10 protein-coding genes are annotated in these 12159 nt (G+C 65.7%); 6 read left to right on the plus strand and 4 right to left on the minus strand.

Features of this window, described 5'->3' with window-relative positions:
- Nucleotides 1–8 precede the first annotated feature (8 nt).
- Both dmpG and AM586_RS05960 read left to right on the plus strand, forming a co-directional pair.
- A complete protein-coding gene (gene dmpG, locus AM586_RS05955) occupies nt 9–1040 on the plus strand; it encodes a 4-hydroxy-2-oxovalerate aldolase (protein ID WP_047824809.1) in 1032 nt (343 codons plus the stop codon).
- A gap of 36 nt (nt 1041–1076) precedes the next feature.
- Nucleotides 1077–1970 carry a transporter gene (locus AM586_RS05960; protein ID WP_047824808.1) on the plus strand — a complete coding sequence of 298 codons (894 nt, stop codon included), beginning with the start codon at nt 1077–1079 and terminating at the stop codon, nt 1968–1970.
- A gap of 1 nt (nt 1971) precedes the next feature.
- On the opposite strand, the gene AM586_RS05965 is transcribed toward AM586_RS05960, so the two are convergent.
- Nucleotides 1972–3252 (minus strand): M20 family metallopeptidase, encoded by a 1281-nt coding sequence (locus AM586_RS05965; protein WP_047824807.1) that lies wholly within the window; start codon nt 3250–3252, stop codon nt 1972–1974.
- 246 nt (nt 3253–3498) lie between these two features.
- Here AM586_RS05965 and AM586_RS05970 point away from each other — a divergent pair, with 246 nt between their 5' ends.
- The 4 genes from AM586_RS05970 to AM586_RS05985 all read left to right on the plus strand — a co-directional run bounded on the left by AM586_RS05970 (nt 3499) and on the right by AM586_RS05985 (nt 8884).
- Nucleotides 3499–4917 carry a sodium:solute symporter gene (locus tag AM586_RS05970; protein ID WP_047824806.1) on the plus strand — a complete coding sequence of 473 codons (1419 nt, stop codon included), beginning with the start codon at nt 3499–3501 and terminating at the stop codon, nt 4915–4917.
- 124 nt (nt 4918–5041) lie between these two features.
- The gene (locus tag AM586_RS05975; RefSeq protein ID WP_052233670.1) at nt 5042–5947 is read left to right on the plus strand and encodes a sensor domain-containing diguanylate cyclase; all 906 of its coding nucleotides are present in this window, start codon (nt 5042–5044) and stop codon (nt 5945–5947) included.
- Between the two features lie 469 nt (nt 5948–6416).
- Entirely contained in the window at nt 6417–8264 is a 1848-nt protein-coding gene (locus AM586_RS05980; protein ID WP_084777108.1) for an ATP-binding protein, read from the plus strand.
- On the plus strand, nt 8261–8884 hold the full coding sequence (locus AM586_RS05985) for a response regulator transcription factor (protein ID WP_047824804.1): 624 nt from the start codon (nt 8261–8263) through the stop codon (nt 8882–8884). The genes AM586_RS05980 and AM586_RS05985 overlap by 4 nt, the downstream gene beginning before the upstream one ends.
- 59 nt (nt 8885–8943) lie before the next feature.
- On the opposite strand, the gene AM586_RS05990 is transcribed toward AM586_RS05985, so the two are convergent.
- From AM586_RS05990 to AM586_RS06000, 3 genes are all read right to left on the minus strand, one after another.
- The gene (locus AM586_RS05990; RefSeq protein WP_047824803.1) at nt 8944–9933 is read right to left on the minus strand and encodes an MBL fold metallo-hydrolase; all 990 of its coding nucleotides are present in this window, start codon (nt 9931–9933) and stop codon (nt 8944–8946) included.
- A 10-nt stretch (nt 9934–9943) separates the two neighbouring features.
- Nucleotides 9944–10834: an MBL fold metallo-hydrolase gene (locus AM586_RS05995; protein ID WP_162600524.1), complete on the minus strand. Its 891-nt coding sequence runs from the start codon at nt 10832–10834 to the stop codon at nt 9944–9946.
- Nucleotides 10835–10974: 140 nt separating this feature from the next.
- The gene (locus AM586_RS06000; protein ID WP_052233667.1) at nt 10975–12093 is read right to left on the minus strand and encodes a porin; all 1119 of its coding nucleotides are present in this window, start codon (nt 12091–12093) and stop codon (nt 10975–10977) included.
- Between the last annotated feature and the right edge of the window lie 66 nt (nt 12094–12159).

A 12159-nucleotide genomic window follows, 5' to 3' on the forward strand; every position in this document is an offset into this window, starting at 1 on the left:
GACACACCATGACATTCTCGAATCAACGCATCACGCTGCATGACATGACGCTGCGCGACGGCATGCACCCGAAGCGCCACCAGATGACGCTGCAGCAGATGAAGGACGTGGCGCAGGGACTGGACCGCGCCGGCGTGCCGCTCATCGAAGTAACCCACGGCGATGGTCTCGGCGGCGCTTCGGTCAACTACGGCTTCCCGCGCCATACCGATGCGGAATACCTGATGGCTGTGATTCCGCTGCTGCAGCAGGCCAGGGTATCGGCCCTGCTGATCCCCGGGATCGGCACCGTCGACCACCTCCTGAGCGCGCGCGAACTGGGCGTGCACACGATCCGCGTGGCCACCCACTGCACCGAGGCCGACGTCTCCGAGCAGCACATCACGCTGGCGCGCAAGCTGGGCATGGACACCGTCGGCTTCCTGATGATGAGCCACATGGCGTCGCCGGACAAGATCGTCGAGCAGGCCAGGCTCATGGAAAGCTACGGCGCCAACTGCGTCTACTGCACCGATTCAGCCGGCTACATGCTGCCCGAAGACGTCCGGCAGCGCATCGGGCGCCTGCGCGAGAGCCTGAAGCCGGAAACCGAGATCGGCTTCCACGGCCACCACAACCTCGCCATGGGCGTCACCAATTCGATTACCGCGGTCGAATACGGCGCGACCCGCATCGATGCCGCCGCCGCGGGCCTGGGCGCCGGCGCCGGCAACACCCCGATGGAGGTGTTCGTCGCGGTCTGCAAGCGCATGGGCATCGAGACCGGGGTTGACCTGTTCTCCATCACCGACGTCGCCGAGGACCTGGTGGTGCCGATGATGGACCAGCTGGTGCGCATCGACCGCGATTCGCTCACGCTCGGCTATGCCGGCGTGTATTCGTCCTTCCTGCTGTTCGCCAAGCGCGCCGAAGCCAAGTACAAGGTCCCCGCGCGCGACATCCTGGTCGAGCTGGGCCGCAAGGGCATGGTGGGCGGCCAGGAAGACATGATCGAGGACACGGCGCTGACGCTGGCGCGCGAGCGCGCGCTGCAGGCATAGCGCTGCGGCCGACACAAGAACATCGAGGAGACAAGCATGAAGCAAGTCCATGCGGCCACACTGGCCGCCGCGCTGCTGCTCACGGCGCCTGCCTTCGCCACCGAAGGCGGCGGCGGCATCTATCCGAACGGCGCAGAGAATTTCCTGTCCGGCGCCATGCCGCCGCCGGGCTTTTACAGCCTCGTCTACGCCACCCGCTACCGCGCCACCGAACTGCGGGACGACGCGGGCAGAGACCTCGCGCCGGCGCTGGGCGGTTTCCGGGCCGAGGTCGATGCGGTCGTGCCGCGCCTTATCTGGGTGACGCCGCAACAGGTGCTGGGCGGCCAGCTGGCTTTCCACGCGATGCTGCCGCTGGTGGACGTGGACGTGCGGATCGGCCCGGTCCGCCAAAGCGAGCGCGGGATCGGCGACCTGAACCTGGCCGTGGCGCTGGGCTATCACGCGTCCGCGAAGTTCCATTACGTGCTCGCACTGGAAGCCAACGCGCCGACCGGCAGCTACGACAGCAAGCGCATCGCCAACACCGGACGCAATTACTGGAACATCGAACCGGTGCTCGCGCTGACCTACACCCAGCCGGCCGGCATCAACGCCGACCTCAAGATCATGGCCGACCATAACTTCCGCAACCGCGACACCGGTTACAGGTCCGGCAGCGAACTGCATGCCGACTATGCGCTCGGCTGGGGCTTCGGGAAGGGCTGGGTCGCCGGCGTTGGCGGCTATGTCTACCGGCAGCTCACCGACGACCGCGTCGCCGGCGCCACGCTTGCCGGGAACAAGGGACGGGCATTCGCCTTCGGGCCGTCGCTCAAGTACCAGGGCAAGGGCGGCTGGTTCCTGACCGCGAAGTTCGAGCGCCAGTACGGCGTGCGCAACCGTCCGGACGGCTCGGCATTCTGGATCAAGACCATCCTGCCGTTCTGAGTCAGGACGGCGGGCCGCCCGCCAGCCACGCCAGCGCTGCCACCACCATGGTTTCGATCCCGGTCTCGAGCGTCGGGTGCAGCACCGGCGCGAAGAACGGACTATGGTTGCTCGGGATCTTGTTGACTTCGCCCGCCGCCTTGGCCTTGGCATGGACCGCCGGATCGGTGCCGCCGACGAACCAGAACACCGCCGGCACCTTCCATTCGAGTCCGAAGGAGCCGAAATCCTCGCTGGCCGAGGTCGGACCGGTCTGGTGCACCCGCTCGGCGGCGAAGTATTGGCGGAACACCGCGCCCACGCGTCCGCTCGCGTCGCCGTCGTTGACGCCCATCGGGTAGCTGTCGAGCATCGTGAACTCGGGCGGCTTCGGCGCGCCCGAGGCGGCCGCCTCGGCGTTGACGATGCGCTCGATGGCATCCAGCACGCGCTTGCGCACCTGGGGATCGTAGCTGCGGACGTTCAGCTTGATGATCGCCTCGTCGGGAATCACGTTTTCCTTGGTGCCGGCCTGCAGCGAACCGACGGTGACGACCGCGGCCTCGTTCGGCGACAGTTCGCGCGACACGATGGTCTGCAGGCGCATGACCGTGGCTGCCGCCATCACCACTGGATCGATGGCCGCCTGCGGCATCGAGCCGTGCGCGCCGCGCCCGAACAGGCGGATCTGCATGCTGTCGGCGGCAGAGGTGATGGTGCCGGTGCGGCCGCCGACCTCGCCCGCCGAAGCGACCATGACGTGCTGGCCGAGCACCACGTCGGGCTTCGGAAAGTATTTGTACAGGCCGTCATCGAGCATGGCGCGCGCGCCTTCGGCGGTTTCCTCGCCCGGCTGGAACACCGCCGCCAGCGTGCCGCTCCAGGCCTGGCGCGCCTGCGCCAGCAGGGTCGCCGCGCCGGCGAGCCAGGCCACGTGCATGTCGTGCCCGCAAGCATGCATCACCGGCACCGTCTTGCCCTCGCGGTCGGTGGCCGTGACCGTGCTCGCATACGGCAGTCCGGTCGCCTCGGCGATCGGCAGCGCATCCATGTCGGCGCGCAGCATGACGGTCGGGCCGGGGCCGTTGCGCAGCACCCCCACCACCCCGGTGCCGCCCACGCCGGTCGTGACTTCGTAGCCCGCCGCGCGCAGGCGCTCGGCAGCCAGCCCGGCCGTCCGGTGCTCCTGCATGGACAACTCCGGGTGCGCGTGCACGTCGGTGTACAGCGCCTCGAGCGCCGGCAGCAATCCGCCTAGCGGCGCAAGCACCTGGCTTGCGGCTTGCCTCAGCTGGTCGTTCATATGCCCTCCCGCCTGATTGTTCGGCGAGTATAGATCCACGCGTAGCGGCGCGGCGCGCGCACAAGGCCGCCGGTCCGCGCGCAGCCCCCGCCCAGTCTCTCCATACCTTTTCAGCATGGAAGCGATACCAAAACGGTGTTGGACACCCGTCACCCGCGGGAATATCGTCTCGACACCGCAATGCATCATGCCTATTGCATATGGTGCGGACGTCGACAAAAACAACAGGCAGCCTTGGAGCAGACAATGGAAACGAGACTGATGATCATCGGTGCGATCACGGCGGGCTACTTCGCCCTCATGTCGTACATCACCTACAGCGTGCGCAGGCACGCCAACAGCAGCGACGGCATGACCGCCGGCGGTCGCAACTACCCCGCTTACCTGATCGGCGCGCTCCTGCTGTCCGAATTCATCGGCAGCTCGGTCAGCATCGGCACCGCGCAGAAAGGTTTCGAGCTGGGCATCTCCGCGGTCTGGAACCTGGTCGCGCTGGCGGTCGGCTTCCTGCTGCTGGCGCTGGTCCTGGTCCGCAAGTACAAGGAGAGCGGCAAGTCGACCATTTCCGGCATCCTGGCCGATGCCTACGGCGAGCCGATCCGCTATGCCGCTTCGGTGCTGACCATCGTCGCCCTGTCGATCGTCGCGGTCGCGCTGTACGCCGGCGGCGGCGCCGTGCTCGCCGCGGTCCTGCACATCGACAAGACCGTCGCGATCCTGCTGGTCGGCGCCATCACCGTGGCCTACGTCAGCCTCGGCGGCATGCGTTCCGTCGTCTACACCAACTTCGCCCACTCGATCATGAAGTACCTCGGCATGATCCTGGCGCTCGCGTACGCCCTCGAAGCGAGCGGCGGCATCGGTACGCTGCAGGCCCGCCTGCCGGCGGCGATGTTCGACTGGACCGCGATCGGCTGGGGCCAGATCTGCGCCTGGATGATCGGCGGCATCGGCTCGATCTTCGCGACCCAGTACGTGATCCAGGCCCTGGTGAGCACCGACAACCCGGCCGTCGCCAAGCGGGCCTGCTTCTACGTCGCCTCGCTGATGATCCCGTTCGGACTGATGGCGGCGCTGGTCGGCATGTGCAGCGCCGTGCTGTATCCGGGCGTGAAATCGATCGACGCCTTCCCGACCCTGATCGCCCACATGCCCGCGTTCTCGGCCAGCGTCATGGTGGTCGGCCTGGCCGGCGCGCTGTTCGGCGGCATCGCGGCGACGACCCTCGCCTCGGCCACCCTGGCCATGAAGGATTTCTACGACCCGATGTTCAACAGGGAGAAGAACGACCGCAAGTCGGTGCGCTTCATCCGCATCGCGATCCTGGTGGCGGGCCTGCTGCCGCTGGTGCTGGCCCTGTCCGCCGAAAAACTGCTGATGATCGCCTTCCTCGGCAAGGCCCTGCGCGCCACCCTGGCGGTGCTGGTCCTGATGGCCTTCTACGCGCCGACCTTCGGGACCCCGCGCGGCGCCTTCAGCGGCGTGATCCTGTCGGTGATCGCGACCATCGGCTGGTTCCTCGCAGGGAATCCATACGGTGTCGACAGCTCCTACCTGGCGCTGGGCGTTCCTCTGCTGACCATGGGTATCAGCCATGTGTTCAAGCAGCCTCCGGCCCAGGCGCCCAACGTGCCTGCCGGGCGGTCGACGGCTTCCCTGCCCTAGCATCATGTGGCTTTGGCGCGAGCTCGCGTCATCCCTCTCTGCAGACCAACTCCGGGCACTGGTACGCCGCCAGGCAGACAGGCTGGCGCTGCTCGAACACCGCAACCGGAAGCTGGAGGCGGAATTGCTGGAGCAGCGCCGCCGGAGCGAAGAATGGGACTGGGTGTTCGAGCACTCGGTCGACCTGATCGTCGTACGCAACGAGGACGGCAAGGTCGTGCGCGTGAGTCCTTCGGTGGAGCGCATCCTCGGCTATACGCCGGAAGAATACATCGGCTTCGACCTGGATGCGCTCATCCATCCGCAGGACTTCGCCGAGACGCTGGAGCACCTGGACGAGGTCAGGCAGGGCACCGATGTCACCAATTCCGTTACCCGCCTGCGGCACAAGAACGGTGACTGGCGCTGGTTGGCGTGGGCCGCGCCGGCGCACACCGGCTCCGAGGCGAGACCACGCCCCTCGTATGTGCTGGGCCGCGATATCACGGCAAGCAAATTGAACGAGCTGCAGCTGCTGCATCGGGCCCAGCACGACGGACTCACAGGGCTGGCCAACCGCGCCAGCTTCGAGCCGGCCCTGCAGGCGGCGGTGGAACGGGCGCGCGCCGGCGGCGCGACCGTCGCGCTCATGCTGCTGGATCTCGATGGATTCAAGCAGGTCAACGATACCTACGGCCACCAGGCCGGCGACGCCGTGCTCAAGACCGTCGCCGAGCGCCTGTGCGCCGCCCAGCGCAAGGCCGACCTGATCGCGCGCCTCGGAGGCGATGAGTTCGCGTGCCTGATGGAAGGCGCCGACGTGAATGCCACCACCGCGGTCGCCAAGAGGATTCTTGCCGCAATCCGGCAACCGATTTCCTACGGCGATGTCGAATTATCGGTCGGCTGCAGCATCGGCATTGCCGATACCGCCGGAGACCGACTCGCTGCCGCAGTCCTGTACGAACGCGCCGACCTGGCCATGTACGAAGTCAAGGCCGGCGGCAAGTTCGGCTACCGGCACTACCAGGCACGACCGCCGCAGCGATGACGGCGCCGGCCGGCCTCGCCGCCTGGGGCCCTTCCAGCCAGACCGCGCCAGGCCGCCACGAAAGGCACCCGCGATAGCCGGAACAGGGATGCAGGTTCCAGTACCATGATGATGATCGCGATCACCGCCGACGCCGGGCTGGCGCGGGCGCGCTGGTGTTGACCATCCGGGACAATGGCAGCGGCATGGGCGCCGGCGCCGGGTGCGGGGACGACCTGGCGGATCGAGATCAAGGCAACGCAGGCAGCGGATCGCTTAGCGAACTGGATGGCGGAGGCGAGGACGGGCGTCGAGCCATGGGTTCGCCCCTTCCCTTGCCAAGGCCCAGCTCGTCTCCGATATCATTTGCTCAAACGTTCGATATTCGGCATGAACACGATTTTCGGATATTGTTACTTGGTACAATTGCTGCCTGCATACAGCCGTCGTACCCTCGGCTGATACTTTTCGGGTACGCCACGACGACGTCATGAGTTTTTCGCCCTGCCACTCCGTTCTGCGCCTGCTGCTTCTGCTTGTCTTATGCTGCAGCGCGATGCCAGGCCAGGGCGCAGTGCGGCCGAGAGTATTGCTGCTGATGCCGGGGGGCGCCACCTCGCCCTGGTCCATGTTGCTGACCGACGCCCTGCGCGCCGAGCTGCTCCGCAAGCACCCACGGGCTGAACTCTATCTGGAGGTCCTGCAACAATTACCGGCGAACGCGGACAGGCCTCTGCCACACTGGCTCACGGAAAAATTTGCCGGCCTGGCGTATGACGCGATTGTCCCGCTATCCCGCGAACAGGTACCGATGGCGCTGGCCTTGCGTGATCGCCTCTGGCCAATGGCAGCGGTGGTAGCGCCGGACCTCGATACGGCCCGCGCCGCGGCCTTGGCGCGGGTGCCGCGCTTGACCGGCTTGCTGAGGCACGACCTGGTTTCACGCAACCTGGCGCTGATATTCACCCTGTTGCCCAGGACACGACATATCGCCGTCATCAGCGCAGGACTCGACCAGGACCGGATACGGCCGAACTGGCGCGCAGCGCTGGCGCCATGGCTGCAGCGCGCCGAGTTGATCGACTTGAGCGGCATGGATCCTGGCGCCTTGATGCAGCATGTCCAGCGACTACCTCCTTACACCGTGTTGTACTTCGCCGCCCCCGTTACGATCGACAACACGGCGGTGATGAATTCGGACGACCTGATGCGTGCCCTGGCCCTGAAGACAAACACACCCATCGTCGTCGACGTCAGCACCTTGATCGGCGCCGGTGATATCGGCGGGTGGGTGAGTTCACCTGCGGCATACGCGCACGACATTGCTTCGCAATTGAATAGATTGCTGGATGGTGTACCGCCCGATCGCATCGGCTTCGAACCGCACAGCGCACCGCATCTGCAGCTCGACTGGCGAGCGCTGCAACGGACAGGGATTCGCGGCGCCGCCCTGCCGGCAGGCGGTGAGCTGCTGTTTCAGCCTCCCGGGCTGTGGGACGCGTATCGCAACGTGGTGTTGGGTACGGCGCTCGTGCTGGCGATCCAGAGCGCCCTGATCGGCGCCCTGTTGCTGGAGCGGCGTCGCCGCAGGAACGCCGAACGCCAGACCCGGCAGCATCTGAGCGAGCTTGCCCGACTCGACCGCATCGGCACCATCGGCGCCTTGTCGGCAGCCCTGGCCCATGAAATCAACCAGCCGCTTGGCGCGATCCTGAGTAATGCGGAGACTGCCGAACTGCTGCTCGAACTCCCCGATCCTCCGAACGACGAACTGCGCGAATTGATATCCACCATCCGTGCGGATGACCAGCGCGCCGCGGCGGTGCTGGTTCGGCTGCGCGCATGGATCGCCGACAGCGCCAGCGAACCGCAGCGCGTAGCGCTCAACCCGCTGCTGAACGAAGTGGCGAGCATTCTGCGTGTGGAAGTCCGCATCCGCGATACTGAATTGCGGCTGCAGTTGAGCGATGCGGTGCCCGACGTCGTGGCGGATGGCGTGCAGATCCAGCAGGTCACGCTGAACCTGGTCCTGAATGCGCTCGACGCATTGCAGCAAGTGGCGCCCGAGCAGCGCCGCGTCACCATCACCAGTGCCCGAAACGCGAGCGGCGGCGCCGACGTCTGCGTCACCGACAGCGGGCCAGGCTTGTCAGGCGTTGCCCCCGAGCGCCTGTTCGAACCGTTTTTCAGCACCAAACCGAATGGCCTGGGTGTCGGCCTGTCGATCAGCCGCAGCATCGTGGAGCGGCATGGCGGCACGCTACAGGCTGAAGAACCAGGCAGCGGCGGTGCACTGTTCCGCTTCAGCCTGCCGGCTGCGGCGGGGTTCCCGTCATGACGCCGGTCCTGCACCTGGTCGACGATGACCTTGGTTTCCGCAGTGCGCTGGCCCGATTGCTGCGTACGCTCGGGCATACGGTCCAGGAGTATGACAATGCCAAGGAGTTCCTGGCGACGCCGGCACCGGCGGCAGGATGCCTGCTGCTCGATGTGCACATGCCGGAGCTGTCGGGTCTGGAGTTGCAGGCGCACCTTGCAACGCTCGACAATTGCCTGCCCGTGATCTTCATTACCGGGCATGGCGATATTCCGATGAGCGTGCGTGCGATCAAGGCCGGCGCAGAAGACTTTCTGACCAAACCAGTCAGCCGGGTGGTCCTGAGCGAGGCCATCGAACGCGCCCTGGCGCGCGGCGCCCAGGCCATGGCCGATGCCGCACGACGCCAGGCGCGTGAACAACAGCTCGGACGGCTCAGCAGCCGGGAGCGCGAGGTGGCATTGCTGCTTGCCAAAGGCCAGCTCAACAAGCAGGTAGCGGCGGCGCTCGGCACCACCGAACGTACCATCAAGGCGCACCGGAGCCGGATCATGGAAAAGCTGGAAATACGCTCAGCCGTGGAGCTGGCGCGCCTGCTGGACCAGGCTGCTCCCGCAGTAAAACGCGATACTTCCGCGTAGACTGCGGGATTTCAGCGTGCAGGCTTCAAGGGCGCTTGCAGCCCGCTTTTCGTCGCGGACTAGAAGCGGTCCAGATCGCGCGCCAGCTTGACGGGACCGCGGTACGTGGGGCTGATCCCTTTGGTGTAGCCGCCGGAATCCCGCTCGCCATCCTCGCCGGGCACGACGTGGGTGAGCACGACGGCCTTGACGCCTGCCGACGCCGCGATCTTGCCGATTTCGGCCGGGGTCAGGTGATCTTCTTCCATGTGCTTGATCATTGGCGGCAGCATCGCGGGCGGCAGGTTGCCTGCGCGTTGCAGGATCTGCCTCATCTTGTCCAGGTCGATGACTTCGCTGACCAGGACATCGGCGCCCTTCGCGAGTTCTTCCAGGTGCGTCGACGGTCCGGTGTCGCCGGTGTACACATAGACCCGGTCGGGCGTCTCGATCCTGAACGAATACGAACGCGAAAACGCCGCCGCCGGACTGCCCACGGCAAAGTGGTAATGCTCGTTTGTCACCGCCAGCACACGGATATTGTCGTCCTTGTACACCTCGGTCGGCCGGTCCATCGTCGCAGCCAGGTCCCGCGCGTCGACGGTCCTGGCGATCGCGATCTTGCCCCGGGGTCCCGCGCTGCCGATCGGCGACAGCTCGACGGGACGCGAGGCCTGCGCCAGCGCCCCCACCATCTCCACCGTCCCCGGCGGACCGATCACGGGCAGCGCTTGCACACTGTTGAACATCCACCGGCTGTCGATCAGCTGGCCGAGATCGGCGTTATGGTCGATGTGGTGATGCGAGATGAAGACGGCGCGCACGTTCGCAAGCGCCAGGCCGGCGCCGACCATCTGGCGCTCGACGCCCGACCCCGTATCGAACAGATACACGTCCTTCCCGACGACGATGGCGTTGGCGGGTTCGGCCCGTTCGCGCCGGATCACCGGTCCCCCGCCCGTCCCCAGGGTCACGAATTCGGAGCGCGGCGCGGCGGGTGCGCCGGGCGCCTGGGCGAAGGCTGCCGCGCACGACATCGTGGCAAGCGCTGCGATCATTGGATTCTTCATGGTCTCTCCGTTAAAAGCTGTCCAGGTCATGGGCAACGCGTACTTCGGCGCCGAAGGCCTGGCGTGCGCCGGCTACCAGCACCGGCGCGACCTTGTCGGTCGGCCCGTCGATCGCCAGGTGGGTCAACACCAGGCGTTTCGCGCCGGCCTGCTGCGCGAGGGCGCCGGCCTGTTGCGGCGTCAGATGCTGGGTTTTCAGGTGCTCGATCAGACCCTTGCGCATCTCCGGCGGCATCGGGGAATGCGGGCCGTTGATGTTGGCGATCGTGCCATCGAGGTCGATCACTTCGCTCACCACCATGCCGACGCCCTTGAACAAGCCCGTCACGGCCGGGCTCACCCCGGTATCGCCGGTATAGCCGATCGCATCGGCGGCGCCGTCGAAGCGATACGACAGCGAATCGGTGCTCGAGGTCGCGGGCACGCCTGCCTGAGTGTCGAAGTGGGAATTGCGAACGGTGCGGACACGAACATCGTCGACACGAATATCGCTGCCATCCTCGAGGATGACGACCTTGACGGTGTCTTCCGGCCGGCGGTGCGCTTTCCCGCCTTGCAGCGCAACCGTGACGCCGGCCGACGGCTGCATGGAATGCACGATGCCCGCCACCAGGGCATCCGTCCCGCGTGGCCCGTATATCGTCAAGATGCCGGGTGCATTGGTCATCCAGCGCAAGCCGATCAGTCCCTGCAGTCCTCCGATGTGATCCATGTGCAGATGGCTGATGAAGACATGGCTCACCTTCGCCGCCTGCAGGCCGGCCGCGGACAGGCGCTCGACCGCGCCGTCGCCGCAATCGACCAGCCACGACGCCGCATGCACCTTCAGCAAGTTGGCCGGCTGCGAACGCTCCGCATGCGCGACCGGTCCACCGGCCGTGCCCAGCGTGGTCCAGGTCATGGCACTTCCCGGCGTCATATTGTCGGCATGCGCCAGATTCGCCGTTGCCGCGGCACACAGCAGCAAGACAGCATTTGCAATGCTTTTATAGTTCATCATTTTCTCCAGTTCATATTTTTAGATATCGCCGTTCCACGCCTCTAGAACGAATGGCGCAGTCCGAGCATGACGCCCCTTACGGAACCGTCGACCGGCACCGCCACACCCTCGCGTGCGCTCGGCGATACCGCCGCCGGCCGTCCGTTAAAACCGGCATGTTCATCGCTCACGCGGCCTGCACGCACATAGGCGACGGTTCGCCGCGAAAAGTCGTAATTGACGCCGACATTGAAATAATCATTAGTGCCGCGCGCCTTTCGATTCCCGGTCGAATACTGCAGGCTGTTATCCCTGGCACGCCCCAGTTCGAGATTCAAGCGGATCACGGGCACCACGCGCCACGCGCCGCCGACTGCCAGCACCGTCACGGTCGGCTCGGTATCGTTCGGGAGCCTGTTCCGATGCGTCCAGAGAATCGAGCCCAGTTCGAATGCGTCGAATCGGTAATTCGCGCCGGCGGAAAATATCTTTTGGGTGGCGCTGCCGCCGGCATTCAGGTTCTGGCCGCCGCCCTGATAAGCGAGCGAGCCTTTGAAGCCGCCAAGCTGGTATTGCAGCATTGCCGATGTGCTGTTCCTGACGGTACCGGCGCCGGCATATTGCGGATTCGTCAGATTCGGTGCGACGCTGGCGCCTTCGGCCAATGCGCCGCCGAGTGCCAGCGACCATCCTGCCCATTCCGGCGACCAGTAAGTGATCGCATTGTCCAGGCTGGTCTGCTCGAAGTTCGCCAGTTGCATCGCCAGCGCAGGCGAATAGGGCGAAAAGTGATCCGGATCGTAGACGGCGAGCGCGGTCTGCATGAACGAGTACTGGCGCCCGATCCGCAGATCGCCATAGCGCGCCGAGCCGATGCTGACGAAAGCCTGGCGTCCGAACAGACGGCCGTCCGGCGGCAGGCTGCCCGAATCGACGAAAATCGGCGCTTCCAGCACGAATTTGGCCCGCATGTCATTGCCGAGATCTTCGGTGCCGGCAAAGCCGATCCGCGAAGGCACATGCGCCGTCTTCATCATCAGCGTCAGGCTGGTACCGTTGCTTGCACTTAAGTGTTCCAGTCCGGTATCGAGTACGCCGTAGATCTTGACGGATGATTCGGCATGCGCGGCGCCGGCAATAAGCGCGGCACCGGCAGCCGCTGCAATGCGATATTTATTCATTTTTTGTCTCCAATATTTTTTTCAGGTCCGCTGTTTTTTGTTTTGCGGCATAACCCGGCTTCCGGC

Origin of the sequence: Massilia sp. WG5 (assembly GCF_001412595.2) — a bacterium.
Classification (GTDB): Bacteria; Pseudomonadota; Gammaproteobacteria; order Burkholderiales; family Burkholderiaceae_D; genus Telluria.